The organism is Kingella oralis (genome assembly GCF_014054985.1).
Taxonomy (GTDB): Bacteria; Pseudomonadota; Gammaproteobacteria; order Burkholderiales; family Neisseriaceae; genus Kingella_B; species Kingella_B oralis.
On record NZ_CP059569.1, the window covers coordinates 1,251,484 to 1,275,101 of the forward strand.

Sequence of the window (23,618 nt, forward strand, 5' to 3'; positions counted from 1 at the left end):
CAAGCCACCTCACACCCGCGTAACCTTGCGCACCTGCGGAATCTGATGCAACGCCGCCATCACCGCGTTCAAATGCGCCAAATCGCGCACGTTCAAGTTAAAGCGGAACGCCACAAAACCTTCCGTGCCGCTTTGCGATTTGGACAGCGTGTCCACCGAGGCGATGTCTGCGCCGTTGTCGGAAATGGCGGAAGTAATCGCCGCCAGCAGCGCGTGCGCATCCAGCGACGAAACCACCACCGCCGCGTCATACGTTCTGCTGGCGTTGTTGGGCAGCATGCCCCAGTCGGCATCAAGCTGGTGTTCGCTGTCGGTTTTCAGCAGCGTGGCGCAGTTGTCGCGGTGGATGATGACCCCTTGGTCGGCAACGATTACGGCGCGCACGCTATCGCCCGGTAAAGGCAAGCAGCATTTGCCCAAGTGAACGTGTGGCATATCGTTGCCGTTCACTTGAATCGGGCTTAATTTCACTTCACCGCCCCAATGCTCGCCCGCCAAATCGGCAATTTCCATCGCCACGGATACGGGCAGCAACCGCCCCATGCCCACTTGATACAACACGTCTTCAAACGTTTGTTTTTTCTCTTCCAACGATTGCAGATATTTGTCTTTCAGCGTTTCAGATTGTGCCACTTTTTTCGGCAGCAAGCTGTTTAACGCGCGCGCGAGCAGGCGTTCGCCCAAGGCAATCGCATCGGCATGGTTGGTGTTTTTGATGTAGCTGCGGATGGCGCTGCGGGCGCGGCTGGACTTGGCGAAATTGAGCCAAGCGGGGTTGGGCTTGCCCTGCGCAGAGGTGATGATTTCCACCGTGTCGCCCGTTTTAAGCGTGGTGTTGAGCGGCACGGCAACGCGGTTCACGCGCGCGCCCACGCAACGGTGCCCGATGTCGGTGTGGATGGTGTAGGCAAAATCAATCGGCGTGGCACCGCGCGGCAGCGTGATGATTCTGCCTTTGGGCGTAACGATATAGACCTCGTTGGGGAACAAATCCACTTTAACGTGTTCCAAAAATTCCATCGCGTTGGCACTGCGCGCTTGCAAGTCCAAAATGTTTTGCAGCCATTGGTTGGTGCGCTGCGTGGCTTCGTCTTCCTTGCCGGATTTGGATTTGTATGCCCAATGGCTGGCCACGCCCACTTCGGCGACGGCGTGCATTTCGCGCGTGCGGATTTGCACTTCAATCGGCAAGCCGTACGGGCCGTTGAGCGTGGTGTGCAGCGATTTGTAGCCGTTGGATTTGGGGATGGCGATGTAGTCTTTGATTTTACCAGGGCGCGGTTGATACAAGCTGTGCAACGCGCCCAAGGCGGCATAGCAGGCGGGGATACTGTTCACAATCACGCGAAAGCCGTAGATGTCCAACACTTCTTCAAATTTGAGTTTTTTGGACAGCATTTTTTGATGAATGTTGTAGAGATTTTTCTCGCGCCCGCGAATTTGCGCTTCAATGTTGCAGGCAACCAAGCGCAGGTTGATGTCGCGCAACACGCGGTCTATCACGTCGTGGCGATTTTTTTTGAACGCGGTCATGGCGCGTTTGAGAATTTCGTAGCGTTTGGGGTGCATGGCGTGAAACGACAAGTCTTGCAGTTCACGGTAAACGTGGTTGAGCCCCAAGCGGTTGGCGATGGGGGCATAGACTTCTAGCGTTTCGGTGGCGATGCGGCGGCGGCTGGCGGGGCTTTTTCCGCCGAGGGTGCGCATATTGTGCAGGCGGTCAGATAGTTTGACGATAATCACGCGCACGTCTTTGGTCATCGCTAAAATCAGTTTGCGAAAGCTCTCGGCTTGCTGCTCGGCTTGGCTGTCAAATTTCAGGTTTTCTAATTTGGACAAACCGTCCACCATTTCGGCGATGGTGTCGCCAAAATCGGTTGCCATTTGCGCTTTGGTTACGGGCGTGTCTTCCAACACGTCGTGCATCAAACCTGCGCTGAGTGTTTGGATGTCCATGTGCCAACGGGCGAGCTCGGTGGCGACGGCGATGGGGTGGGTGATGTAGGGTTCGCCGCTTTTGCGCGTTTGCCCGTCGTGAGCGCGAAAGGCGTAGGCGCAGGCGGTTTCAAGCTGCCGTTGCTCGGCATCGGAAAGATAGCCGGCTTCGCGAAACAGCTTGTTGCGGTAATCGGCGGTGAGCGGGTCGTAAGAGGCTTGGGGAGAGGGAATGGGCATGGGGGTGTTGGGACTTGATTAACTTGCGTGTTGCGCTGCGGTATGCCCTTTTATACTCAGGGCAAAGGTGCAAGGCTGCCTTTGCGCGTGAGTTTAGGCAGCCTGAAAAAGGCATCATGCGTTTTGCGCATGGCCGACGCTTAAAGCAATCCGGCAGCCTGAAAACCGTGCAGCGGGCATGCGTGTTGAACACGGCAAACAGGTTTTCAGGCTGCCTTAATGCAACTATTCATACTTGCGAAACAGCTTGTCGATTTCTGCATCAAAATTCGCGCAGAAATTGGGCGCGCCGGCTTTTTTCAAATATTTGGCTTTCAGCGCTTCGGTGTTTTGGTTCAGCTTGGCGATGTTTTTTTCGTTGTATTGGGCGCAGTTATGCTTATTCAGCGCCTGCGTTAAGCGCGGTTCGTATTTTTGCCGCATGGCTTCGGCGGATACGCCGCATTGCCCCAAATACAAGCCTGTGGCAAAGCCTGCTTCGTAAAGATTGCCGCAGCGGCGCTCTTCCAACCAAGATGCGTTTGCCAACACGGGGGCAATCAGGGCGAGCAAAACCAATTTTTTTAACATGATGATTCCTTCCAGTTATAAGAACCTGTATCCATTATTTACATAGGTAGATTTTATGACATAAAAGCGCGGGTACAAGACAAAAAGCGCAGCAAGGTCGGACACCTTGCGAGCATTTTTAACGCGGTAGCCGCGTTTTTAGGGCATAAAAGATGCCTATGTAAATAGTGAATGCAGGTTCTAAACATTTCAGGCTGCCCAACGCGCAAGCAAACGCAATAGGCAGCCTGAAAACCATTATTTAACGCGCGACAACATCTCTTCGCTGGTAACCTGCCCGGCGGCGATTTCGCGTAACGCCGTTACCGTAGGCTTGTCGTGGCGGATATCCTCCACCAAAGGCGTGGTGCCGTTTTCAAGCTGGCGGGCACGGCGCGCGGCGGCAAGGGTCAAATCAAAATGATTAGGGATTTTTTCAATGCATTCTTCAACGGTGATACGGGCCATGTTGCTTATTTCCTTGTTGCGGGTGGGTTTGAGGCAGCCTGCGTAGCGAAGCTAAAATATAAGGCAGCCTGAAAATTGTTAAGAATTGAATTTTAAAGATTTTGCAATATTTTTTCAACGTTTAACGTTTGATTACGCAGCAATAGGCGTTGCGCCTTAAAAATATGCAGCAAATCGCTCTCCGCCTGCACCAAATCGTTGTTCACCACAATATAGTCAAACGCAAACGCATAGCGGATTTCCTGCTCCGCTTCGCTCAGCCGCCGCGCAATAACCTCCTCGCTGTCGGTTTGGCGGTTGCGCAAACGCTGCTCCAACACCGCAAGCGAGGGCGGCAGAATAAAAATGCTCACCGCTTCGGGCAACGCCTTGCGCACTTGCTCCGCGCCTTGCACATCAATTTCCAAAATCACATCCAAGCCTTGCGCGCACATTTCCTGCACCGCCGCCGCGCTGGTGCCATACAAATTGCCAAACACTTCGGCATGCTCCAAAAACGCGCCCTGCCCCACCAATTCGGTGAAATGCTCGCGCGTGGTGAAATAATAATGCTTGCCGTGCTGCTCGTTCTCACGCGGCGCGCGCGTGGTGTGCGAAACGGACACGCGAATGTTCGGATTGTGTGCGGTCAAACGCGAAACCAACGTGGTTTTGCCCGTGCCCGATGCGGCAGAGATAACGAATACATTGCCTTTGGCGGTTGTCATGGTGTTTACCTTTTATTACAAAATCACACACAATTATGCCATAGTTTTCAGGCTGCCTACTGCGGAAATTAACAGCATGGTTCGCGCTTTTGGGATTTCAGATGAAGACGACATCCGCTCAACCTTCATGCCGTTAAGACGCAAAAAAACAGCCGTTTCAGGCTGCTTTTTGAGTGTGGTGCGGATGGAGGGCAACTCTAAACGCCCATTAATCCTACACAAATAACCCATAATTCCCGATAAAACAACGGACTATAAAAATAAATCTCCGCCAAGCCTACACAAAAAACCACTTTTAACCGATAATGATTGCACCAAAAATTACACCAAAAACATCATGGCAACCATTATCCAACGCGGCGACAAATGGCGCGTCCAAATCAGGATGCGGGGCGTTTCGCGTTCAGCCACCTTTGAGCGGCATTCCGATGCCAAAGCATGGGCGGCGCGTGTAGAGACCGAAATCCGAGACGGGCTGCAAGGCAACCAAAGCCGCAACGTTTTCTTTGGCGACATTTTAGAGCGGTATCTGGCAACCGAAACCGTCAAAAAACGCGGCAAACGCTCCGAAACCTACCGCATCAACGGCATTTTAAAATCATCGCTGGCGCACATCCGCTTGGAAAATCTGCGTCCGCAAGATTTCGCCGACTGGCGCGATGCCCGCTTGGAGCAAGTATCAGGAGACAGCGTCAACCGCGAATTATCCACCCTTTCCGCCGTTTGCGAACACGCCATGAAAGAATGGGGGCTGTTGCGCGAAAACCCCGTGCGCAAAATCAGCAAACCCCAAGCATCCAAAGAACGCACCCGCCGCCCCAGTGCACAAGAAATCCAGCAAATCTGCGAAGCCCTGCATTACAGCGAAAGCGAGCCACCCCGCCTGATTACCCAACGTTGCGCCATCGCCCTACTCTTCGCCGTAGAAACCGCCATGCGGGCAGGCGAAATTTGCGCGCTCAAATGGGAAAACATCCACTTTGACCGCCGCATTGCCCACGTTGCCCAAAGCAAAAACGGGCATCCGCGCGATGTCCCCCTAACCAAACGCGCCATCGCCCTCTTGGAAAAACTGCGCACCATTGACCCGATTAGCGTGTTCAAAATCCAAGCGCACAGCCTAGACGTGCTGTTTCGCCGCGCCCGCGACAACTGCGGAATCACAGACCTGCATTTCCACGACAGCCGCCGTGAAGCCTTAACGCGCCTATCCAAAAAAGTACCCGTGGAAACGCTGGCAAAAATATCAGGGCACCGCAGCCTGAATATCTTGCTCAACGTATACTACCGCCCCGATATGGCGGAGATTGCCAATATGCTGGATTAAGGCAGCCTGAAAACACAATAGTTTATCGTTTTGAGTCGCAAACCCGCCGCGCAAAAGTCTTGATGTCAGGACTTTTGCGCGGCGGTTCTTTTTTAACAAAATAAATTCACAATAAAATCAATAATATCACCATCTTTTGCAAAATAAATGCAAAAAGTGCTTGCATAAATATCCCAATGGGATATAATACACACATCGCAGCACAGCGCGATAAACAACCGATTAACCAACTGACCGCCTGTGGGCGGATAGGAGCAAAAAATGTGTGATTACAAAAACACCGATATTACTGTTTTACAGGCAAAAATGGATAGAGAGGCAGCCATCGCCCGCGAATTGTGTGCGTCTCCTATTACGGAGGGCAGCCAAAAGCAGATTGATTGGGCAGAGGACATCAGATGGCGCAAAGCTGAAACAGCAGCAAATGTTATCCGCCAAATCGAAGACAATAAATTAGATGACCCGGAAATGACGGCAAAACAGCGAAAAATTATTGATTTTTACAAACAAACATTTGCCAATAACGGTGCGCGGTTTTGGATTGACAATGACTGCACATCATTTGATGCACACTGGATACAAGCCCACCAAGCCGAGATTTTTAAATAACTAACTGAGGCATGGCGTGAATTATCGTCGTAAGTATTGACGGGGCAGATGAAAAGGCGTAAAGTCTGCCCTGTTGTTTCAGCCGCCGCAAGCGGCTGTTGTATTGAAACTATAATGCCATTTTCATATTCTCGCCCGCAAGGTCGCGTGTTGAAACCATAGGGCTATTTTAGTAGCCAGTACGAGAAAACGCCTGATTTTTCAGGCGTTTTTGTTTTTTTGAGGGATAAATATATGAGTAAAAGAACCAGCATCACCGAGCGCTTGAAAAAAAGCCGCAATCGTCAAACCCGCCTGAATTTTGCCCACGAATGGGCGGACCGGTGGGAGGACGAATATGTTACTTTGATTGAGCGGCTCAAACGCGCAGTGGCCGCACAGGACGATGGCCGCATTGCCGAGTTGTTCGGCGATTTGGGCGGGCTGAACCGTCCCAAGTTTGCCGCGCTGCACAATGTCATTGACGAGCTGGACACCCCGACAAGAGAGCTGGAGGATTGACTGTGGCCGACAAAACCCCACTGCAAAAAGCCCGCGCCAAATACGCGGCCAAAAGCACCAACAAGACGGTTTCTTTCAACCGCGACACCGAGCAGGCACTACTGGACTTTGCCCAATCCCTGCCCAACTTCGGCAGTTGGGTCAAAGAGCAAATTAAATCCAAATTAAAACAAAGCAATAAATAATTTTGACAAAAAAAGTGCAAAAAGTGCTTGCATAAATATCCCAATGGGATATAATACACACATCGCAGCACAGCGCGATAAACAACCGATTAACCAACTGACCGCCTGCGGGCGGATAGGAGCAAAAAATGAAACTCTTCTTCAAAGAAACCGGCGTAATCGAAACTTTGGCCATCATTGACCCCAGAACAGGTTGCGATTATATTTTTGATTTTATGGGCAACACCGGCGCGTTTACCCGCGAGTTTGAAAAAACCGATGAAAACGCTGATTTTGCCATCAGCCAAGCCGATTATGACTGGTGGGCGAAAGTGGTTGCCGACAACCAAGCCCTAGAAAACCGCATTGCCGAACTGGCGGCAGAGCACGGATATGACCGTGTAATGGATGTGGTAATAAGCATCAGCTGCGACTTAGAAGACTACGCTGCGGCCGCCAACGCCGCGCTCTATGAAGAGTTTGGCAGCTGAGTAAGAAACCGCCCGAGAGGGCGGTTTTGTGTTATGGTATCACCGCCTTAATGATTGACATCTATATATAGGTGTCACACGCCAAGCGGTTGCGGCAACGGCGGCGGGCGGCAAACGCGGCACCGGTGGGGAATACTGCAACGCCGCAAACGGACTGCAATACGCCGCGCGGACGGGGAAAAAATGGAAAGGATGGGATGCGGAGATTATCAGCGACCACCCAGCAGATTAAGCAGCCTGAAAACAAAAAATACCCCCTGAAACGATGCAATACCGTTTCAGGGGCTATTCTATTGCAGTTCTGATACCACTTCCCCCCAAGCCTGCCAGCGCGCCAAATCATCGCGCTGCCCATCCGCTATTTCAGCCATTGCTGCATAGCGTTTGCCGCACTCTCCGAGTAAAACCCAGCCTTGGGCAGCGTTTTGATGGGCGGATGCGCGGGCGGTTTGGGACACGTTTTTAACACTTCCGCCTTGATTTGCTTGGGCGGAGACACGTTGCTGCAAGCGGTCAAGCTCACGGCGCAAAGCAAGATTAGCATTTTGTGCATCTTGTTTCTCCTGTTCAATGGTTTGCAATTTTGCCGCGTAGGTTTGCGCGGTTTGCTGTTCGGTTTGGCGCACGGCGTTGATACGCGCATTTTCCGCTGCCAACGCCTGTTTTTCGTAGTGGGCTGTTGCCGCTGCGTGTCCGCGCCGATATTCCTGCCGCCCATACATCAGGCAGCCTGAAACCAGCGCGGAGAATACCGCAAATGCCAGCCCACATTTCCAGTAAAGCTTCATCGTTATTCCACCCGTACCCAATCTTCCGCTTCCTTTTCAGGCTGCCACAATGCTTTCTGATGATAACCTTCCAACTGCCAAAGTTTCTCAAGCGCATTGTCATAGGCAATTTTGCGTCCGATTTCTGCGTCAAAATTATCATGGTTTAAACACGCGCTTTCGCCCGTTACAACAAATCCGCTGTTCAGCGTTAAAACGCAAATCGTCAGCGTAGAGTTTTCATGGCGGATATATTCCGCATTTTTAATCAAAGTTTCCAAATAAGTTTTAGTTAATGCTTTCATGGTTAATCTCCAAAAGTTGCTTAAACATCACTCAATCTTGCTTACCAAAATTAAGCCATTGATTTAAAAATATTTAATAAATATCTAACCACCTTGCTTAACGGCGGTTAGATATTTCAGGCTGCCAACTCAAAATGCGGTCCATCCATAAACGCCTTTTTCCCCGCCGCCCGCCGTGCTGCTGAATAATCCGCCACCAACTCTTGCGCGGGTTTAGTGGTGTCGTTTAAACATTGCCAACAGCCGCCCCAGCGCACGCGCACGCCCAATTCCTTGGCGGCGGCTCGCATCGCTTCGGCGATGGGGTAAAAATGCCCCCAATGCCAGCTAATTTCCGATGTGCCGTTGCCATCAAAATCGCCCCACGGCACCAAATCCACCGCGTGCCCCAAGCCATCCGCTTGTTTCAGATGCTTGCTGTTCAAGGTTTGCGATGCGCCCGAAGCCACAAGGCGGCGTTGGCGTTCCAATGTGCGCAAGCCCTCGTTTACAGCGAAATCCTGCGCGGTGATTTCAATCGCGCGTTGCACCACTTTAACCAAGTTCGGATGCACGCCGACAAGGCGTTGTTGGCTGGTATTGCCTAATTTATAGCTCATAGTTCACTCCATAAAAAACGCGCCGCATGGGCGCAAAAAAAGGCAGCCTGAAAAGCCGCCAAAATCATCCTTCATGCTGCCGCATCCGCCGCTGCATCTGCCAAATCTTCCACGTCTGCGCCATAAAATACGCCGCCACGCCCAGCCGAAACAGCACCGCTTCCATCGGCACATCTTCGCGTTGTGCCACAATCGCCACCGCGCTGCCAATCAGCACTAAATGCGCCCAAAATTCCAAATCATGCCAACGCCAGCAACGTCCACCCAAACGGCACGCGCAATAAACAAAAATAACCATGCCGCAAATCATGTCCAAATACTCGTTCATTGACCGTCTCCCTTTTTAAAGATTTTCTGCAACCACGCTTCTGCCAACACGGTTAGCTTGGGCAAAAACCATTGCCACGTCGCCCCGATGGCAAACGGCACAAAGGCTTTGAGCAGCGCCGCATCACTCAAATGCAGATAATGCGCGCCCATTTCCACCACCAGCGGCGATGCCGTCCCCGCCAACATCATGCTGGCAATCAAGCCCGAAACTGCCTGCCGCCGTCCGCTCGGTTCGCTGCGTCCAAGTGCCACCGCGCCGCCCACCGCGCCCAGCACCAACGCCTCAATCGGCATGCCCAAAAACGTCCCCGCGATGCCGATTGCGCTAATGTTGACCGCTGCAGCGGTGTTGATTGTGTTTACTGGCATTGCCGCTCCTTTCTGCCATTTAAATCCATGCTTTTCTCCATAAAAAAAGGCAGCCTGAAAATGGCTGCCTTGATGATTAAGATTTCTGCCCTGATGCTCTTAGCAACATATCCAACATATTTTGTTTGCTTTGCTGGGCGATACTCTTTTTAAAATCGTCCCAAGTTGGCACCTCTATTTCGGGATACTTTTCTTTCATTTTCTCCGCAAACTCCTTGCAGACATCATTAAATCCCTCGGGCGTTACCTTCACCCAACCCCTTTTTTCAAGCTCCTTTACACGTTCTTCAGTGCTGATAACGCCTCGTTCAATAAAAAGCCGAACCAATTCGTCGTTTTCCATGCTTATTCTCCAAAAAGTGATAAAAACAAGATTTTAAACCACTATTTGAATTGTTTGGCTTTTATTCAGGCTGCCGCAGCCAGTTTGCCAACGCCTGCGGGCTGTATCTATCAGGATATTGCAGCCCAAGTGCCGCCGCGCACCATTCCGAGCAAAACCACTTTTTCAGGCTGCCTTTAATGCCGAGAATAACGCCGCACGCACCGATAAAGTCATACGGTTTGCCGCGCGTTTGGGCAAAATAGTTCAGCACATCAATGTAGGCATCTTGCTGATTGACGGGGATTAAATCCCACTTATCCGCAGGCAGCGGCATGGTTTTCATGCGCACGCCGCCGTCGCGCAGGCTGGCGGAATAGCAGTCGTATTGCCCATTTCCCTTATTTACGGCGATTTCGCAATGGCTGTAAGGGCTGCGTGTGAATTTTCGTATCAACCAGTCGCCCAGCCGCGCTTGTAGCACGCTGGGGCTGTACCACTTGCCGCTGCGGTTGCCTTTGTACAACGCCAAAACAATGCGGTTATCCATGTTGCACCTCCTTGTCCATTAACTCGGCTGCGCTCCACCCGCTTGAATAGTCGTATTCCAGCGGGTTTTCTGCTTTCAGCATGGCAGCTTTATGCCGCTCGGCGTTTTGAAAATCGTGCTGCTCATCGGCAATCAGTTTTAAGCTCAACTCGTCCAGCAGCTCGCGCGTCATAGGCACAAAGCTGTTGTCTAGGGTTTTCCATACTAGGTCTTCGGGCAGCTTATTCAGCGTGCGCAAAAAGGTGTATTGCTGGCGGCTGTCTAGGTCGCTGTGCATCCATTTTTTGATGGAGTTAATGTAAATGCCCGCATGGCAGGATTGGGCGCGTTTGGCTTTAATCCGCTCCCACATTTCAGCCTGCTGCTCAGCTTTAACGGCTGCGGCGGCTTCTTTGCTTAACGTCCATGCTTTGCCATTCCATTGATGCAATTCGCTCGGCGGCGCAATCAGGGTTAAATACGCGGGCAGTTCGCCCACTATCTGCATGGTTTCAGGCTGCCCATTGTCGGTGCGATAAGCGGTTTTGCCGCGATAATCGGGCAAGTATTGCCATGCCTTTTTTTCAGGCTGCCATTTCGCTGCCTGCTCGGGTTTGACTTCGGGCGGCTCGGCTTCAATGCAGCCCGCGGGGATGAGCCAGTTTTCGGGCTGCATTGGGTCTTGGTCGGCAACGGTTTGATGCAGGTAAAAGCCATCCGCATCCAGTTGGCATACAGGTTTGGTTTTGGGTAATTCACTCATCGTTTTGCTCCTTTCAGATTAAATTTTGATGCACGCCAACAAAGCAATATTGCGCGGTCGGTTTTCGTGAGCGGTGGGGACGACTTTGGACGCGTCCAGCCAAAAATCCATCACCACGCCCGCATTGTTGTCGTTGCGCGACCATACCAGCCCGCGCTCGCCCTGCTTGCGGAAGCCGAACGCGCCTTGGCTGCTTGAGCCATCTTGGCCGTACAGGTACATCTGCGCGGTGATGTTGCGGATGGCGTCGCTCTGCCAACTGCCCAGCACGCGCCCCGCATCCACCCCGCGCCCATCGTCCCAAAAGCGCGGAAATTCCCCGCGCAAATCGGGCAGGTTAAACGTGCTGTGCCCGTCGCCTGCGCCAAAGCGCGTGCCAATCGCGGCAAACAGATTGGTATACACCGTGCGCGACAACACCGCGCCGTTGGCTTTGAGCCAGCCAGTAGGGGCGTAGTCCGTTGCAAACAGCCCGATTTGCCCGCTGGGGCAATAGCTGTTTGCGGTGTAGCCCGTCAGCAGCGCATTAAGCGCAGCAATCGCATCGTTTAACGCCTTGCCCTGCGCGGCGGAGAGCGCGGCATCGGTGGCGGTGCTGCCCAGCGTATTCAACACCTTCATTATCCCCGCCGTTTGCGATGATGCCTTTGTTTCGCCAATCGTTGTCTTGATAATTTCGCGAATACTCTCGGTCAGCAGCGACGCGACCTCCGTTTCCGTGTATTGTTTGCCCGCTGCCGCCACCACATCCGCCAGTTGGCGATACAAAAAATTCGCCTTTTCGTCTTGCAAATAATGCAGCGCGTTAAACTGCTCCACACTTGGCGGCACATCGCCAATCGTTGCCCAGCCCTGCCGATATTGCGCCGGCTGCCAATCAAACCGCCCGCCGTTCTCGCCCCAAGCCATGTTAAAGCTATTTAAGGTACTTATTGCCATATACATCTCCATAAAAAAAGACGGCTTTCGCCGTCATCACACAATCCGTCGCACTAGTTTTCCGATGCCAAAGCCATACAATTTTTGCGACACAAAGCCAAACGCCTTATCCGCCTTTGGCGCAACCACCACCTCAATCCCCACCCCGCCCGCGCGCGGAATCCAACGCGCCGCATCGGTCAAAATCGCCGCAGGCGTTGCCGCCGATTTTTGAAACCACACGCGGATTTTTGCATTGCCCCTATCCTGCACCCGCACTTCTTCCGCCAAAAACACCGCCTTAACCGCCGCCGCAATTTCCAGCGCCGAGCCGCAACCATTGTTTGCCGCAATTTTCCAATGTAACAAGCGGCGATACTGCCCATCGTCCAGCACAATACCGCCCTGCACATTCTTTTCGTGCTCCCGCCGAATCCGCGCCTTATTAAAGCTCAAAATCCCGCTTTGCCCATCAAAACCAAAAAACTGGGCAAACAACACCGCATCCACCTCGCGCGGCAAGCCCACAATCTGCCCAATGCCATCAAGCTGCACGCCCTCGGCTTTATCTAAATGGCGCACCGTCAGCAAATCATCATAAGCCGTTTGCAGCGCATTGAGCGGCGCATACAAACTGCGCACCAACGCTTCCAATTTCAGGCTGCCTGAAAACTGCGCCAAACAATGCCCCCAAGCAATCTCATCATGTTTCATTTAGGACACCTCTATGCGCGATGCGCTGAAATACGCCTTGGCAAATGGGTCAATGGTCAGATTGGCAGCCTGAAAAGCCGAATCAGCAGGTTTTTCAGTCGGCTTCGCGCTGCGGGCGATTTTCAAATCCACCGTTGCCACCCCCGCCGTGCGGAACACCGCGTAATACAGCTTTTGATACAACACATCATCGCCCAGCCCAAACACATCCGCCGCTTGCAACAAACTTTCCCGAATTTGCGCAAAGCCCGCCGCAGGGAATGCCTGCTCCGTTTCAGGCAGCAGCGTAATCTGCGCCTTAATCCACACATAAACAGGCGCAATGCGGTCAAAGCGCACCGTTTGCCGCCCAAATTCCGTCTGCACTTCCTGCACAATCTGCCCATGCGTATCAATACCCGCCGCCTTATATGTCCAAATCGCCCGCGCAATCGCCTCCACATCGCCGCCGTCTGCCACCACATGCACCGAATGCGGCAATCGCCCATAAGCGTCCACCGCATCGCCGCTGTTGGCAAACACCCCAATCTCCCTAATCTGCGGCACATCCGCGCGAATATTCGCCGCCAGCGCAGGCAACGTCGCCCGCCCCAGCCGATAAACCGCCATGCCATGCCGATAAGCTAATTCCGCATCCGTTTCCGCCGCCCGCCCAGTTATCGCCGCCATAGGATTACCCACACGGCTTAATCCCGCCACAGGCTCAACCAAACGGTTAATCTCGCCTGCCGCCGCCGTAGCTTCATTGTCGCTTGCCGTTGCTGCCACCGCTGCACCTATTTCCAGCACCCGCACGCCCAGCAAATCGCTAAAACGGCGGTTCACACCATCCCCTGCCGTCAAAGTCAAATTCACACCATCATAATTTGCCAACAAGCCAGAGCCTTCAAACTTCGCCGCCAAGCCAGCCAAAGGCTGCTTGCCCGTAAAACGATACACCACCCCATTACACGTCAAGCCCACTTCATCGCCCGTTGCCTGCAACACCAAACCCGCCGCCGCACTTGCCATAATGCTCACCGCATCATCCGTTGCCCACAACGAGCCGTTTTCCGCCGAAGCCTGCGCCCCTTTCGGAATAAGCGTTCCCTTTGCCCCCCAAAAAATTAGCCGCGTGTAAGCCTTTTGCGCGCCCAATCGCGCCACCCCAGCCAACGACACCGCACGGTCAAGCGAGACCCCCGCCGCCGTTTGCGGATACATCGCGTTGTAAACCGCTTCCGCGTTCTCCCACAACGCCGCTTCCCGCTCCGCAAACGTATCAATCAGCATCCCCAACACACTATCAGGGCGCGTTTCAATATTGCCGTCCAGCCCCGCTGCCATTAAACGGTTTTTCAAATCATCCGCGATTGCCCGCCGAATTTCAGGCAGCCGCATTTTCACAAAACCATAAGGCGTAACCCCGCTCATAGCTTAATCTCCGTTTCAATCCGTCCACTATCCGTTTCAATTTCAAACACCGTTGCCAGCGAGCGCGTCGGGTGGTTCAACAACAACCGCATTTTCGGCACGCCCACCACATTAGGCACCGCCTTAATTTTCGCCCGCAAAATCGCTTCCACTTCCGCACGATTCGGATTCTTAACCAAAATATTCTCCAAATACGGCACCCCATGCGTATTGTCCAAAAACCACTCGCCCAAAAACGTTTTCAGCGTAACCACCACCTGCTGCCGAATCCGCGTCTCGCCCGCCACAAAATGCAACCGCCCATCCGAAAAATCCAAATCATGCGAAGCATCTAATTTCAAATCCACACTCATTGCGCCGCTCCTGTCGTTCCGCCGCTATCGCCCCGATGCGTATGCCATTTATGCGAAATACCATCCGCCACCACATCGCCGCCCACAATCTCAAAGCCACCACGACACGCCACCGCCCCGCCTGCTTCATTGTTCATACCTTGGTTAATGCTCACTAAGCCATTATTGATAACAGGCGCGTTAATCGTAACCTTGGGCGCAGCAATCGTGATTTCCCCCGATGGCGCAATTTTCAGACTGCCTGCGCCAAACGATAGCGACACATTCTCCGTATCCGCCGCGCCCACCGTAGGGCGCAACACAGGCGAAGCAAAGCAATCGCTCAAATCAAAGCGGCGCGGGTCGTCAGGCGCAGCGTCCGAACCCGAAAGCCAAGCATCAATTGCCGTTTCCGCAAAATGCAGCAACACATCATCGCCCACCGCCAGCGGCACGCTTATCATCGCAGCCCCGCCCGCCCCAACAGGAAAACACACAGGCACAGACACAATCTGCGGCGCAGGCAAAGCCGTGCCATCACGCATCGCACGCGGCAGCGCAGGGCGCACCACCGCCCGCGAGCCATCCCACGACACAATCTTGCCCGCCAGCGTCGTATGCACCGCCTCCAATTCCGTTTGCATCATCTCGCGCAAATCTGAAATATCCATTGCCATTTCCCTATAAAAAAAGCCGCCAAAGCGGGATTATTTTTTATTCGCCTGTTTCGCCGCAGGCGGCTCATTCAAATCAAACAACTCAAATTCGCTCACCCAATCGCCGCCATCAAACCCGCCCGAATGCTTCACACTCTCCACCCGAAAAAACCCATTCGCCTGCCGCGATTCCAGCTTCAACACATCGCTCGGGTTCACTTGCGGCAGCAGCAGCGACTTCACTTTCCAGCCATAGCGTTTTTTCTCCGCCGCCCCCTTTTCGCCCTTGCCCTTAGCCGCCTTACCCGTTGCTGCTTGGGCAAAGCGTTCAGGAAAGCCCACCAAGCCGCTATCCGCCGCCAGCACCACCGCGCGGCGTGGCGTAGTGCCATGCTTTTTAACCACCCGCAACACCTGATTTTGGATAGACCACGCCAACCCAGCCGCAGCCGTTGCCTTGCCCAGCGCAATCCGTGCCGCGCCATGATGCGAAAAGCCATGCTGCCAAACATGGTCGGGCAAATCCGCCGCCATTTCCAAAACCAGCCCCATTTGCCGCGCAATATCCCGAATCACCGCGTGCGCCGAAGCCCCTGCTGCATAGCCCAACGACACATAACAATCGCGCAACTCCACCCAGCCATCCGCCAATTCCAGCGCCGTTACCACATTTTGCCCATCAAACGCCGTAATGCACTCAATCACCGCGCCCGCCGCCAACACCACCGCGCCCGCGTTTTCGCCATACCCCGCATACAACACCGCAAACGCATCAGGTTTTTCCAGGGCACGGCGCGTGTCAGGCTTCAAATTGTAAATTTTCACTTGGCACTTATTCGGGTCTTCCTTCGCTGTTTTCTCAACAGAAAACTCAATATGAAAAGGCGGCGCAATTTCCACCCCCTTTTTGCCTGCTTCACCCACCACCAAGCGATAAGTCCGGTCAAACAAAAACATCATCCGCTCCAGCGTAAATCATCTGCGCCCGCTCATCCACAAACGCCATGCGGTCAGGCTCGCCATCGCAAAACAACACCCCTTGCGGCACATCCAAATAGCGCAAACCTGCCAAAATATCCACATTCGGGCAAATGCGCAGCCCTTCAAACTGCATCACACCATCAGCATTTTCCAAGCCCAACGCCCAATAACTGTTTTCATCGTTCCAAGCAAAATGCAACGCATATTCCGCACCGTCCAATTCCGCTTCTATCACAAAATCATTCGCATCTGCCAAAGTCAAAGCCAGCATAAAATCTCCTAATACGTTATTTTGTGCAACTGGCTGCGCCGCGTTTCAGGCTGCCTTGCTTGGGTCGGCTGCGATACAGGTTTACCAGCAGGCTGCGCCGTTTTCGGCACAGACGATTTGCGCGCCGTTTTGCCCGCCGTTTTGCCCTTGCGCGCGCCCGTTTCCCCTGCCTTACCCTTAGCCTTGCCACTCGCCTTTTGCGGCGGCACGTCCGCTTCACGCGGCTGCGCCTTGCGAATCTTAATCAGCGACATCTCCACATCCAGCTTCTCGCCATCCGCTCCGCGCCGAATCGTGCAACTGGTAATCGCGTAATCCGAGTAAAAATCCAAACCCGACACAATGGTAATCGGCTCGCGCTTTTCGTGCATTTGTCGCAGCAGCGCCTTAGCCTGCACCAGCTTAGACTTGCCCGAATCGCCAAACAACACCACGCTCGCCCCCGATACCACCCCGCTCAACGACAGCCGCTCTGATTCCACGCCGATATGGTCGGCAATCGGCGCGCCTTCTTCCACCGCATACTGGGTAACATTTGCCGAAAGCTCTGTGGTTTCTTCAATCAGCGCGTCCAACTGCAACGCACCCACCGTTGTCCCACCGATGCCAAACACCATGTTCACCAGCTTGTTTACCTTGCCCGCTGCATTTTTCACGCCATCATAGGCAGCCTGAAAAGCCATCACGAAGCCCCTTTCAACACATAAGCATTACGCCCCATTTGCGCCGCCGCACGCGCAGGATTTTGCACGCCATTTGCCGTAATGTTTTGCGTAACATTATTCACCACGCTGCCCGCGCGCACACCGACTCCCGCGCCCGTCATCGCCGCCGCGCTCACCGTATGGTTCACATTGATGCTGCCGCCACCCAAGCCCGGTATCCAATCAAACCAACCGCGCACCGCCGCAACCGCCGCTGCCCACTTATCTTTAAAATACCCAATCGCCGTATCCCAAAGACCGTTTACCGTGCTGATGATGCCACCCCAAATACTGCTTGCGCTGCTGCTAATCGCCTGCCAAGCACCAATTGCCTTTTGCTGGATGCTGTTCCACATTTGCGCCGCAGATTGCCAAACCGCATTCCACGCCGCCAAGCAAGCTGCTTTAATCCGCTCCCAAGTAGCCAGCGCCCAAGCCGTAATCGCCTGCCATGCCGCCGATGCTTTGGCTTTCACCCAATCCCACGCCGCCAGCAAATACGCCACCACCGTGTCCCAGTTGTTATACAGCAGCCAAATAGCCGCGATTATTGCCATAATTACCAGCAAAATCGGATTAGCAGCCATTGCCGCCGTAATCAAGCGGATGCCCAGCGCAATAAATTTCGTTGCCCCATACAACAGCATAAACACCTTAAACACCGCCATGCCCACCGCCACCAACGCCACAATTTTCATCAACCATTTGCCCGTGGTTTGCCCCGCGCCGCCCAAAGCATCCTTAATCGCCCCCAGCTTTTCCCAAACCCAGCCTAGCTTCTCTTTCACCCAATCAATCTGCGTTTTCCATTCGCTCGACGCGCCCACCAAACGCCCCAACACCGACTGCCCACCGTTCAGCCACACGATAATATCGTCCACAATCAAGTAGATGCCATACAGCACCGCCGCGATTTTCAAAAATGGCAGCAGCGACGCTTTCGCGCTCATCCCAATGCCCTGCAACAACGTTTTCAGGCTGCCTGCGCTGCAGATTGCGCCAAGCAAAGCATTATTCAAGCGATAAACACCATACGCCGCGCCCAAAAACGCCGCCGCCTTGCCGATTTCCGTCAAAGCGCGCGCAAAGGCTTTCAAATCATCCGCGCTCAACTGCCCCAAATAATCCACCAAGCCTTTTAACGCCCGTTTCGCCCCATCAAACAACCCAGCCTTGCCGATTTCCCGCTTCAAACTTTGCCAGTTATCCGCCAAGTTAGACGTTAAACCCTCCCAAGTATTAGAGAGCTTGTCCATTGCTCCCTTGTATTTCTGGTTGAAAATCGTCTGCAAAGTCGCCTGAATTTCCGCGCGGTTATCCGCCGAAGCCTGCAAAGTTTGCTGCTTGCCCTCGCTATCGGTAAAGCTATACGCAATCTGCCCGCCTTTTTTAGACGCTTTCACGCCAAATTCTTTTAAGCGTTCATTCTCACCTGTTACCGCATCCGCAATCGCCTCCACCATTTGCATCACAGGCTTGCCCATTGCCGCCGCCGTATCGCCCAGCGTTTGCATCAAGCCGTCTTTCATTGGGTCAAGCCCATAGGCTTTCAGCTTCACAAATGCTTCCGTTACTTCCGAAAGCTCATAAGGCGTTCGCTTGGCAAAATCCGCCACCCAATCCATCGCCGCACGCGCTTTTTCGCTGCTGCCTTCAATCGTGCCCAACACCGTTTCATAGCGTTCAAACTCCGCGCTGGTATCAATAATAGATTTCACGCCTGCGCCCACAGCCGCTGCGCCCAGCCATTTGCCTAACCCACCAAGCAAATTGCTGCTACCACCGTTCAGTTCCCCGCGTAGCTCGCGAATCCGCGCACGCGTGTTTGCCCAAGCGCGGTCAAGCTCCGCATGGGTTGCCATGCCCGTGCGCCGAAACGCCGCATAAGCCAATTGCGCCCTGCGGATGTCTGCGTAAATCTGCCTATCCGAGCGAATGCCCAACCTATCCAGCGAGCGGTTGTAAATCGCCCCGCTGCCGCGCTGCTGCAAACGCATACTGGCAAAACTGCGCCGAATATCATTCGCCGCCGCCTGCGCCCGTGTTCGCGCTTGGTTCAAACCATTTAAAAACTGGTTTAAACCCGCCCTTTCCATTCTAAAACGCAGCAGCGTAACCAATTCTCTTGCAATCATGGCAAAACCTTTCAGGCATAAAAAAACCGCCCAATGGGCGGCTATCACATCATTCTGATAATTGCTGCATTACAGCACTTTTTTGCATTTCATTTGTGCGCGGTTTAGCATGATTAAACCAATACAACGCCATACCAACAAACAATAAAAACAAAACTGCTTTCCCCACTTTCATCCATCTGGTTTTTTGGATTTGCGCCGCAGTTTTAGCAGGATTTTTCAATTTTCTCTCTGCGCATTGTTGCTGACGTATTGCAAAATCCTGTGGTGAATGGATATTTTCTAAACACTTTGCCAAGATTCTTTCGTAGGTCTTGCTGTCCGTTTTAGCAATCATTTTGCGTCCATCAACAAATGTACACACAAACATTACTTCCTTAGCTTTCCCGCCACGCAGCAATCCTGCCAACATACCCACCCCACCAAAAGCCAGCGACCCAGCCAACCCCCAGCCGACTGCACCGCCTAGCCGTGTAATAGATTCCTCTGTTGCTTTCTCCATCTCTGCGATTTCAGCAAATGGGATGAATTCATATTCAATATCGTCCAGCCAACTAAGAAAAACCGATAACCAGCTATCAATTTTCGGTTGCGGTCGTAACATTTTAAATTGCCCGAACATCACCTCATGAAAACCACCATTAGTAAAATCTCCTGCCAATACTTCTAATTTTGCCACGATAAACTCCTAAAAACAATTTATATTTCAATACATTAAACACAAAACAAGTTTGACTTATTTTGTAATATGTAATACAATTATTTTGTTGTGGAGAACAACAAAGGAAAAACCCCCAAACCTGATAATTCGGGGGTGTTACACAGGAAGGATTACCCGATGAGTACCGTCATCAAAGTAATTTTTCTGGTGTTATTCTTGCTGATGTCGCAATCAGCTTGGTAACGTAGTACCAGACAGGGGGAGTTACCGCTTCCCCTGCTTCCTACTACTATACAAAATCTCTCCATCAAAATCAAGGAGTTTTATTATGGCGCAATCACAAACCGAGCGTACCCGCAAATACCACGAGAAAAACGGCATCCGCCAAAAAACCTTTGCCCTAGATACCGACACCATCGCGCTGTTGGAGCGGCTGGCTGCCGAGCGCGGCGAATCGCAAACCACCGTGTTCAAAGCAGCGTTACGCTTGTTGGCGGCAACGGAATAAATCACTTCCATCTCTCCGCTTCCCGCGCTTCCGCCTCGTCTTGCATATCCAAAATCGCATTGATTTTCAGTAAGTCCACCAAATCAGCCGTGCCGTTTTTCACTTCGGCAAGGCTGATTTTTCGCGCCAACACAGGTCGCCAAATCAAAAATTCCGCTTCCAAATCGGCGCGAAAACGCCCTACGGTTTCGCTTTTTCGGCTAAACCCGCCAGTCCAGAAAGGTTTAGCCAGCGCGTCAAAGGGGCAGCGAAATTCTCTTTAATCACCACCGCCAAAAGCTGCAACACTTCGGCAAAATCATCAAAGATATGCCCATCTCGCGCCAACTTAAAGCGCACCGCTTCGCCGTTTTCGTCCTCATAGGCAATATGCCCGCTATCCAACAAGCGCGTTGCCCAGCGTTCCAGCGATTTGCCGTCAAGCTGCGCCGATAGCTTTTCCACCGCCTTTTCCAAATCCGCGTTGTTCACATCTTTCAGGCTGCCTTCTGGCTCATCTTTCAGGCTGCCTTCTTGCTTGCTGTCTTTCAGGCTGCCGAGCAACGCGCCCAGCGCAGGCAGCAATTCCTTTTGCAAATCGCCAAACACAGGCAAGGCTTCAAAAGCATTCATTTTGGTAACAAAAAATGTGTTTTTGCCCACTTTAATTTCAACCGTTTGGCTCATCAGTTATTCCCTCCCACGGTAAAGGCAGCGCGTGCCGTTTCAATCACCCATTCACGGTTGCCCAATTCCTTGCCAAATTCCACCGTGGGGCGGTTCACAATCCAAGCGGCATCGGTGGCAACCAATGTTGTGCCGCGTAAATCCGTCAGCATCAACGGAAACGGCTTATCGCCGCCGCTCAAATGGTCAATAGACAGCAGCGTGTTCAACACATCATTGCTGCGGCTGGTTTGTTGCAAAGTCAGCGTGATTTTCACGCGCTTATCCGCACTCATCACGCGCGCCACTTCGCCATCCGCACCTGCCTGCGATGTGATGCCATCGCCCAAAGGCTCAATGCTCACAAACGTGCCATCTGCATAGCCCGTTACCGAATGCACGCCCACCACCAATTTCACACGGTCGGGCGAATAAGTTTTTACTGCACTCATCGTTTATCCTTTCATTCATAGCCTAAGCTAAATTTAATGTTCACCACATGAATCGCCCCCGCCAAACGCGCCGAGCCGCCCAAATCGTTCAACACGCGGCTTGCCTTGTTGTTGGGCGAAATCTGCGACGCTTTCGGCTTCTTAATCGTGTAGCTGGGGACAACCTTATCGTTCTCGTCCAACTCCTCGGGCGCAATGCCGCCGCGGCGCACGCCAAGCTGCAAAGATTTCTGCATCGCATTGGCTAAAATGGTAATGCCCTCATCGGTGTAGGGGATTTTGCCGTCGCCGTTAATCAGCGCAAACGCCACATCTGCCTGCATTTCATTATGCAACCAATCGCGGAAACGAATCACATCAATCCATTCACCCGCCGCCGTTTTGCCGCCTTGCGTCAGCGCAAACGATTTAAACATTTCAAACGTGGTGCAATTTTTTTCGCTGGCGGCAATGTATTCGCCTTCCGCTAAACGGTCGGCAGTAATGCCTGCAAGGCGTTTGTTCGCCCACGTCTCACCGCCTGGGTAAAAAGTAAAACACTTCGCCATCAACGCCGCTTCGTTAAATTCCGTTGCCGCTTCGCGGTCAAATACCACAAACGTGCGGAAATACTGCTTATCCATCAGTTTGGCAGCAATGTCGGTGCGTACTGCGCCATTCAACACTTTCACATCATCGGTTGCTGTGCCAAACAGCTTCACATTAGCTTCTGCCCACGCCGCCACTTCTAACACCACGCTTTCCGTGCGGTCAGCCACCACTAAGCCATACCACGAACCGCCCGCCTTGATGATTTCGTTCAGCGCGTCGGTGTAGCTTTCCGTTGCGCTCAATGCCATTGTGCCGCGTGTGGGCTTTACCGCAATATCTGCTGCTTCAGCAATCGTCAGCGTGTCGCCGCTTGCCGTTGCTTTCAGCGATGCAGGCAAAGCTGCCGCGCCTTGCGCCGCTGTACCATCAATATCCAATACTTCGCCGCTGGGCAGCGTGATTTTGGCGGTAATCTGCTCGCCCGATAGCGTGATTTTGCTTGCCGCGCGTCGCCCGATATACACTTTCGCCAGCGTCGGCGTTTGCGAAAACGCCGCCAATGCTGCCTTGTAAATCGGGTCGCTTGCCGATAAACCCATATCCAGCAACTCACCCGCCGAAGTAATCGCCGCCATGCGTGCCGTGGTTGCCGCGTGCAAGCCCACAATCATCATATCGCTAAAACTTTCCGTGGCGATTGCCGTCGTGTTTAGCGAAATGTTTAACTTAACCAATCGGTCTAATTTTGCCATGTCAAAACTCCATAAAAAAAGCGGCTACTGCCGCGTGGTTACATCTAAAACTGCTTTTTCAATTACAGGCACCGTCTCATCCATAGCCGCCATATAGCGATAACGAAACGACAACACCGCCTGCTCGTGATACTGCGCTTCAAACAGCTTGGGCACAGATTGCACCCGCTCTATATCAAACACCGCCGCATTCGCTGCATCCAGCGCATCGGCTGCCGCTTCGGTTTGCAATGCCATTGCCAACGCGTCCAAAATCTCAAACGCGCCATCGCCATAGCATTGCACCGTTACCGCCGCTTCACGCACCGCCGATAATGCACGGCTGCCGCTTTCGCTAATCGGCGCACGCAGCACAGGTAAACTGGCATCCGCCGAGCGCACGTCCAGCGCGGCAAACACGTTTTCAGGCTGCCTGCCGTTTTCATACGCCCAAATCAGCGGCACAGGCAACAACGCTGCCAAAATATCGTACAAATACTCTTTCATGGCTGCTCCGATACCGCGTAATAGCGGTAATGGCTGATGATGCCCATTTGAAACCGCGCCTGCGCGATGATGCGGTATTCCGTCCCCAGCCACAGCAACACATCGCCCATGTTGTCGTCCACCCGCAGCAGCGCATCGGTATAAATCTTAACCGCTCGCCCCATGCGTTTGCCCTCGGGCAAATTCTCCCGCTCATCGTTGCGTATCGGCTGCACCGAAGCGGCGATAACCAACGTTTGCGTTTCCGTGCCTTGTTGCCAGCGCCCCTTGATATACGCCCCATCGGCAAAACGGCGAATGGTGTGTTGTTTTCTTAATCCCATTTCAGGCTGCCTTTAATCGTTTTCTTTGTGCCAAAATACATATCTCAAAAATGTACCCAGCACAGCGAGTAAGAAATACAACTTTACTAATGCCCAGAAAAAGTCCCAGCCGTTTAATGACAAAAACCATTCCAATGTTTCCATAACTTTGTTCCCGTGGT

35 protein-coding genes are annotated in these 23,618 nt (G+C 52.8%); 6 read left to right on the forward strand and 29 right to left on the reverse strand.

All coding sequences use genetic code 11. The features are described 5' to 3' along the window. Positions 1 to 9: 9 nt before the first annotated feature. The 5 genes from H3L93_RS06665 to H3L93_RS06685 form a co-directional block, all read right to left on the reverse strand. On the reverse strand, positions 10 to 2,175 hold the full coding sequence (locus H3L93_RS06665; protein WP_003795013.1) for a RelA/SpoT family protein: 2,166 nt from the start codon (positions 2,173 to 2,175) through the stop codon (positions 10 to 12). Between the two features lie 225 nt (positions 2,176 to 2,400). After that, on the reverse strand, positions 2,401 to 2,745 hold the full coding sequence (locus tag H3L93_RS06670; protein WP_003795011.1) for a hypothetical protein: 345 nt from the start codon (positions 2,743 to 2,745) through the stop codon (positions 2,401 to 2,403). A gap of 237 nt (positions 2,746 to 2,982) precedes the next feature. Further along, positions 2,983 to 3,192 carry a DNA-directed RNA polymerase subunit omega gene (rpoZ, locus tag H3L93_RS06675; protein ID WP_003795008.1) on the reverse strand — a complete coding sequence of 70 codons (210 nt, stop codon included), beginning with the start codon at positions 3,190 to 3,192 and terminating at the stop codon, positions 2,983 to 2,985. Positions 3,193 to 3,284: 92 nt separating this feature from the next. After that, positions 3,285 to 3,899 carry a guanylate kinase gene (gene gmk / locus H3L93_RS06680; RefSeq protein ID WP_003795004.1) on the reverse strand — a complete coding sequence of 205 codons (615 nt, stop codon included), beginning with the start codon at positions 3,897 to 3,899 and terminating at the stop codon, positions 3,285 to 3,287. 33 nt (positions 3,900 to 3,932) lie between these two features. After that, positions 3,933 to 4,094: a hypothetical protein gene (locus H3L93_RS06685; RefSeq protein ID WP_155803031.1), complete on the reverse strand. Its 162-nt coding sequence runs from the start codon at positions 4,092 to 4,094 to the stop codon at positions 3,933 to 3,935. Between the two features lie 142 nt (positions 4,095 to 4,236). Here H3L93_RS06685 and H3L93_RS06690 point away from each other — a divergent pair, with 142 nt between their 5' ends. The 5 genes from H3L93_RS06690 to H3L93_RS06710 all read left to right on the forward strand — a co-directional run bounded on the left by H3L93_RS06690 (position 4,237) and on the right by H3L93_RS06710 (position 6,991). Next, a complete protein-coding gene (locus H3L93_RS06690) occupies positions 4,237 to 5,226 on the forward strand; it encodes a tyrosine-type recombinase/integrase (RefSeq protein WP_003795000.1) in 990 nt (329 codons plus the stop codon). A 261-nt stretch (positions 5,227 to 5,487) separates the two neighbouring features. Beyond that, positions 5,488 to 5,835 (forward strand): hypothetical protein, encoded by a 348-nt coding sequence (locus H3L93_RS06695; protein WP_003794997.1) that lies wholly within the window; start codon positions 5,488 to 5,490, stop codon positions 5,833 to 5,835. 234 nt (positions 5,836 to 6,069) lie between these two features. Then, positions 6,070 to 6,336 (forward strand): hypothetical protein, encoded by a 267-nt coding sequence (locus tag H3L93_RS06700; RefSeq protein ID WP_003794995.1) that lies wholly within the window; start codon positions 6,070 to 6,072, stop codon positions 6,334 to 6,336. Positions 6,337 to 6,338: 2 nt separating this feature from the next. Next, the gene (locus H3L93_RS06705; RefSeq protein ID WP_040558169.1) at positions 6,339 to 6,521 is read left to right on the forward strand and encodes a hypothetical protein; all 183 of its coding nucleotides are present in this window, start codon (positions 6,339 to 6,341) and stop codon (positions 6,519 to 6,521) included. Positions 6,522 to 6,649: 128 nt separating this feature from the next. Beyond that, positions 6,650 to 6,991, forward strand: coding sequence for a hypothetical protein (locus H3L93_RS06710; protein WP_003794990.1), 342 nt, complete (start codon positions 6,650 to 6,652; stop codon positions 6,989 to 6,991). 290 nt (positions 6,992 to 7,281) lie between these two features. On the opposite strand, the gene H3L93_RS06715 is transcribed toward H3L93_RS06710, so the two are convergent. The 18 genes from H3L93_RS06715 to H3L93_RS06800 all read right to left on the reverse strand — a co-directional run bounded on the left by H3L93_RS06715 (position 7,282) and on the right by H3L93_RS06800 (position 19,778). Further along, the gene (locus H3L93_RS06715) at positions 7,282 to 7,779 is read right to left on the reverse strand and encodes a hypothetical protein (protein WP_003794985.1); all 498 of its coding nucleotides are present in this window, start codon (positions 7,777 to 7,779) and stop codon (positions 7,282 to 7,284) included. A 2-nt stretch (positions 7,780 to 7,781) separates the two neighbouring features. Further along, positions 7,782 to 8,063 carry a Gp49 family protein gene (locus H3L93_RS06720; RefSeq protein WP_003794983.1) on the reverse strand — a complete coding sequence of 94 codons (282 nt, stop codon included), beginning with the start codon at positions 8,061 to 8,063 and terminating at the stop codon, positions 7,782 to 7,784. Positions 8,064 to 8,179: 116 nt separating this feature from the next. After that, entirely contained in the window at positions 8,180 to 8,662 is a 483-nt protein-coding gene (locus H3L93_RS06725) for a M15 family metallopeptidase (protein WP_003794981.1), read from the reverse strand. A 64-nt stretch (positions 8,663 to 8,726) separates the two neighbouring features. Continuing rightward, complete coding sequence (locus H3L93_RS06730) at positions 8,727 to 8,990, reverse strand: hypothetical protein (protein WP_003794979.1); 264 nt, start codon at positions 8,988 to 8,990, stop codon at positions 8,727 to 8,729. Further along, positions 8,987 to 9,361 carry a hypothetical protein gene (locus H3L93_RS06735; protein WP_003794977.1) on the reverse strand — a complete coding sequence of 125 codons (375 nt, stop codon included), beginning with the start codon at positions 9,359 to 9,361 and terminating at the stop codon, positions 8,987 to 8,989. Before H3L93_RS06735 ends, H3L93_RS06730 begins: the two co-directional genes overlap by 4 nt. Positions 9,362 to 9,437: 76 nt before the next feature. Continuing rightward, the gene (locus H3L93_RS06740; RefSeq protein ID WP_003794976.1) at positions 9,438 to 9,704 is read right to left on the reverse strand and encodes a hypothetical protein; all 267 of its coding nucleotides are present in this window, start codon (positions 9,702 to 9,704) and stop codon (positions 9,438 to 9,440) included. 61 nt (positions 9,705 to 9,765) lie between these two features. Then, positions 9,766 to 10,233 (reverse strand): hypothetical protein, encoded by a 468-nt coding sequence (locus H3L93_RS06745; protein WP_003794974.1) that lies wholly within the window; start codon positions 10,231 to 10,233, stop codon positions 9,766 to 9,768. Beyond that, positions 10,226 to 10,975, reverse strand: coding sequence for a DUF4376 domain-containing protein (locus H3L93_RS06750; RefSeq protein WP_003794973.1), 750 nt, complete (start codon positions 10,973 to 10,975; stop codon positions 10,226 to 10,228). The genes H3L93_RS06745 and H3L93_RS06750 overlap by 8 nt, the downstream gene beginning before the upstream one ends. A gap of 18 nt (positions 10,976 to 10,993) precedes the next feature. After that, positions 10,994 to 11,914, reverse strand: a complete 921-nt coding sequence (locus H3L93_RS06755; RefSeq protein WP_246313962.1) for a phage tail protein — start codon at positions 11,912 to 11,914, stop codon at positions 10,994 to 10,996. Positions 11,915 to 11,950: 36 nt separating this feature from the next. Continuing rightward, positions 11,951 to 12,607 carry a baseplate wedge 1 family protein gene (locus H3L93_RS06760; RefSeq protein WP_003794969.1) on the reverse strand — a complete coding sequence of 219 codons (657 nt, stop codon included), beginning with the start codon at positions 12,605 to 12,607 and terminating at the stop codon, positions 11,951 to 11,953. After that, positions 12,608 to 14,020 (reverse strand): baseplate J/gp47 family protein, encoded by a 1,413-nt coding sequence (locus tag H3L93_RS06765; protein ID WP_003794967.1) that lies wholly within the window; start codon positions 14,018 to 14,020, stop codon positions 12,608 to 12,610. After that, positions 14,017 to 14,373, reverse strand: coding sequence for a contractile injection system sheath initiator (locus H3L93_RS06770; RefSeq protein WP_003794965.1), 357 nt, complete (start codon positions 14,371 to 14,373; stop codon positions 14,017 to 14,019). The genes H3L93_RS06765 and H3L93_RS06770 overlap by 4 nt, the downstream gene beginning before the upstream one ends. Then, complete coding sequence (locus H3L93_RS06775; protein ID WP_050755549.1) at positions 14,370 to 15,023, reverse strand: Gp138 family membrane-puncturing spike protein; 654 nt, start codon at positions 15,021 to 15,023, stop codon at positions 14,370 to 14,372. The genes H3L93_RS06770 and H3L93_RS06775 overlap by 4 nt, the downstream gene beginning before the upstream one ends. Before the next feature lie 36 nt (positions 15,024 to 15,059). Next, a complete protein-coding gene (locus H3L93_RS06780; protein ID WP_050755567.1) occupies positions 15,060 to 15,965 on the reverse strand; it encodes a phage protein in 906 nt (301 codons plus the stop codon). Continuing rightward, entirely contained in the window at positions 15,952 to 16,260 is a 309-nt protein-coding gene (locus tag H3L93_RS06785) for a phage baseplate plug family protein (RefSeq protein WP_003794958.1), read from the reverse strand. The genes H3L93_RS06780 and H3L93_RS06785 overlap by 14 nt, the downstream gene beginning before the upstream one ends. An 8-nt stretch (positions 16,261 to 16,268) precedes the next feature. Further along, on the reverse strand, positions 16,269 to 16,943 hold the full coding sequence (locus H3L93_RS06790) for a phage baseplate protein (RefSeq protein WP_003794957.1): 675 nt from the start codon (positions 16,941 to 16,943) through the stop codon (positions 16,269 to 16,271). Beyond that, on the reverse strand, positions 16,943 to 19,099 hold the full coding sequence (locus H3L93_RS06795) for a tape measure protein (RefSeq protein ID WP_003794954.1): 2,157 nt from the start codon (positions 19,097 to 19,099) through the stop codon (positions 16,943 to 16,945). The genes H3L93_RS06790 and H3L93_RS06795 overlap by 1 nt, the downstream gene beginning before the upstream one ends. Positions 19,100 to 19,148: 49 nt before the next feature. After that, entirely contained in the window at positions 19,149 to 19,778 is a 630-nt protein-coding gene (locus tag H3L93_RS06800; RefSeq protein WP_155803028.1) for a hypothetical protein, read from the reverse strand. Positions 19,779 to 20,088: 310 nt separating this feature from the next. Between H3L93_RS06800 and H3L93_RS06805 the strand changes: the two genes are divergently transcribed. Then, the gene (locus H3L93_RS06805; protein ID WP_003794950.1) at positions 20,089 to 20,268 is read left to right on the forward strand and encodes a ribbon-helix-helix protein, CopG family; all 180 of its coding nucleotides are present in this window, start codon (positions 20,089 to 20,091) and stop codon (positions 20,266 to 20,268) included. Position 20,269: 1 nt separating this feature from the next. On the opposite strand, the gene H3L93_RS06810 is transcribed toward H3L93_RS06805, so the two are convergent. The 6 genes from H3L93_RS06810 to H3L93_RS06835 are packed head-to-tail and all read right to left on the reverse strand — an operon-like array spanning position 20,270 to position 23,457. Continuing rightward, positions 20,270 to 20,416 carry a DUF6889 family protein gene (locus H3L93_RS06810; RefSeq protein ID WP_155803021.1) on the reverse strand — a complete coding sequence of 49 codons (147 nt, stop codon included), beginning with the start codon at positions 20,414 to 20,416 and terminating at the stop codon, positions 20,270 to 20,272. A 32-nt stretch (positions 20,417 to 20,448) separates the two neighbouring features. Continuing rightward, a complete protein-coding gene (locus tag H3L93_RS06815) occupies positions 20,449 to 20,934 on the reverse strand; it encodes a phage tail assembly chaperone (RefSeq protein ID WP_003794946.1) in 486 nt (161 codons plus the stop codon). Further along, the gene (locus tag H3L93_RS06820) at positions 20,934 to 21,365 is read right to left on the reverse strand and encodes a phage structural protein (protein WP_003794944.1); all 432 of its coding nucleotides are present in this window, start codon (positions 21,363 to 21,365) and stop codon (positions 20,934 to 20,936) included. The genes H3L93_RS06815 and H3L93_RS06820 overlap by 1 nt, the downstream gene beginning before the upstream one ends. An 11-nt stretch (positions 21,366 to 21,376) precedes the next feature. Beyond that, complete coding sequence (locus tag H3L93_RS06825; protein ID WP_003794942.1) at positions 21,377 to 22,648, reverse strand: DUF3383 family protein; 1,272 nt, start codon at positions 22,646 to 22,648, stop codon at positions 21,377 to 21,379. A 24-nt stretch (positions 22,649 to 22,672) separates the two neighbouring features. Continuing rightward, positions 22,673 to 23,134, reverse strand: coding sequence for a phage neck terminator protein (locus H3L93_RS06830; RefSeq protein WP_003794940.1), 462 nt, complete (start codon positions 23,132 to 23,134; stop codon positions 22,673 to 22,675). Then, the gene (locus H3L93_RS06835; protein WP_003794938.1) at positions 23,131 to 23,457 is read right to left on the reverse strand and encodes a hypothetical protein; all 327 of its coding nucleotides are present in this window, start codon (positions 23,455 to 23,457) and stop codon (positions 23,131 to 23,133) included. The genes H3L93_RS06830 and H3L93_RS06835 overlap by 4 nt, the downstream gene beginning before the upstream one ends. Positions 23,458 to 23,618 lie beyond the last annotated feature (161 nt).

Coding starts and splice junctions, on each gene's coding strand:
- H3L93_RS06665 (WP_003795013.1), bottom strand. CDS start 2,175: ATGCCCATTCCCTCTCCCCAAGCCTCTTACGACCCGCTCACCGCCGAT.
- H3L93_RS06670 (WP_003795011.1), bottom strand. CDS start 2,745: ATGTTAAAAAAATTGGTTTTGCTCGCCCTGATTGCCCCCGTGTTGGCA.
- rpoZ (WP_003795008.1), bottom strand. CDS start 3,192: ATGGCCCGTATCACCGTTGAAGAATGCATTGAAAAAATCCCTAATCAT.
- gmk (WP_003795004.1), bottom strand. CDS start 3,899: ATGACAACCGCCAAAGGCAATGTATTCGTTATCTCTGCCGCATCGGGC.
- H3L93_RS06690 (WP_003795000.1), top strand. CDS start 4,237: ATGGCAACCATTATCCAACGCGGCGACAAATGGCGCGTCCAAATCAGG.
- H3L93_RS06695 (WP_003794997.1), top strand. CDS start 5,488: ATGTGTGATTACAAAAACACCGATATTACTGTTTTACAGGCAAAAATG.
- H3L93_RS06700 (WP_003794995.1), top strand. CDS start 6,070: ATGAGTAAAAGAACCAGCATCACCGAGCGCTTGAAAAAAAGCCGCAAT.
- H3L93_RS06710 (WP_003794990.1), top strand. CDS start 6,650: ATGAAACTCTTCTTCAAAGAAACCGGCGTAATCGAAACTTTGGCCATC.
- H3L93_RS06715 (WP_003794985.1), bottom strand. CDS start 7,779: ATGAAGCTTTACTGGAAATGTGGGCTGGCATTTGCGGTATTCTCCGCG.
- H3L93_RS06720 (WP_003794983.1), bottom strand. CDS start 8,063: ATGAAAGCATTAACTAAAACTTATTTGGAAACTTTGATTAAAAATGCG.
- H3L93_RS06725 (WP_003794981.1), bottom strand. CDS start 8,662: ATGAGCTATAAATTAGGCAATACCAGCCAACAACGCCTTGTCGGCGTG.
- H3L93_RS06730 (WP_003794979.1), bottom strand. CDS start 8,990: ATGAACGAGTATTTGGACATGATTTGCGGCATGGTTATTTTTGTTTAT.
- H3L93_RS06735 (WP_003794977.1), bottom strand. CDS start 9,361: ATGCCAGTAAACACAATCAACACCGCTGCAGCGGTCAACATTAGCGCA.
- H3L93_RS06740 (WP_003794976.1), bottom strand. CDS start 9,704: ATGGAAAACGACGAATTGGTTCGGCTTTTTATTGAACGAGGCGTTATC.
- H3L93_RS06745 (WP_003794974.1), bottom strand. CDS start 10,233: ATGGATAACCGCATTGTTTTGGCGTTGTACAAAGGCAACCGCAGCGGC.
- H3L93_RS06750 (WP_003794973.1), bottom strand. CDS start 10,975: ATGAGTGAATTACCCAAAACCAAACCTGTATGCCAACTGGATGCGGAT.
- H3L93_RS06755 (WP_246313962.1), bottom strand. CDS start 11,914: ATGGCAATAAGTACCTTAAATAGCTTTAACATGGCTTGGGGCGAGAAC.
- H3L93_RS06760 (WP_003794969.1), bottom strand. CDS start 12,607: ATGAAACATGATGAGATTGCTTGGGGGCATTGTTTGGCGCAGTTTTCA.
- H3L93_RS06765 (WP_003794967.1), bottom strand. CDS start 14,020: ATGAGCGGGGTTACGCCTTATGGTTTTGTGAAAATGCGGCTGCCTGAA.
- H3L93_RS06770 (WP_003794965.1), bottom strand. CDS start 14,373: ATGAGTGTGGATTTGAAATTAGATGCTTCGCATGATTTGGATTTTTCG.
- H3L93_RS06775 (WP_050755549.1), bottom strand. CDS start 15,023: ATGGATATTTCAGATTTGCGCGAGATGATGCAAACGGAATTGGAGGCG.
- H3L93_RS06780 (WP_050755567.1), bottom strand. CDS start 15,965: ATGTTTTTGTTTGACCGGACTTATCGCTTGGTGGTGGGTGAAGCAGGC.
- H3L93_RS06785 (WP_003794958.1), bottom strand. CDS start 16,260: ATGCTGGCTTTGACTTTGGCAGATGCGAATGATTTTGTGATAGAAGCG.
- H3L93_RS06790 (WP_003794957.1), bottom strand. CDS start 16,943: ATGGCTTTTCAGGCTGCCTATGATGGCGTGAAAAATGCAGCGGGCAAG.
- H3L93_RS06795 (WP_003794954.1), bottom strand. CDS start 19,099: ATGATTGCAAGAGAATTGGTTACGCTGCTGCGTTTTAGAATGGAAAGG.
- H3L93_RS06805 (WP_003794950.1), top strand. CDS start 20,089: ATGGCGCAATCACAAACCGAGCGTACCCGCAAATACCACGAGAAAAAC.
- H3L93_RS06815 (WP_003794946.1), bottom strand. CDS start 20,934: ATGAGCCAAACGGTTGAAATTAAAGTGGGCAAAAACACATTTTTTGTT.
- H3L93_RS06820 (WP_003794944.1), bottom strand. CDS start 21,365: ATGAGTGCAGTAAAAACTTATTCGCCCGACCGTGTGAAATTGGTGGTG.
- H3L93_RS06825 (WP_003794942.1), bottom strand. CDS start 22,648: ATGGCAAAATTAGACCGATTGGTTAAGTTAAACATTTCGCTAAACACG.
- H3L93_RS06830 (WP_003794940.1), bottom strand. CDS start 23,134: ATGAAAGAGTATTTGTACGATATTTTGGCAGCGTTGTTGCCTGTGCCG.
- H3L93_RS06835 (WP_003794938.1), bottom strand. CDS start 23,457: ATGGGATTAAGAAAACAACACACCATTCGCCGTTTTGCCGATGGGGCG.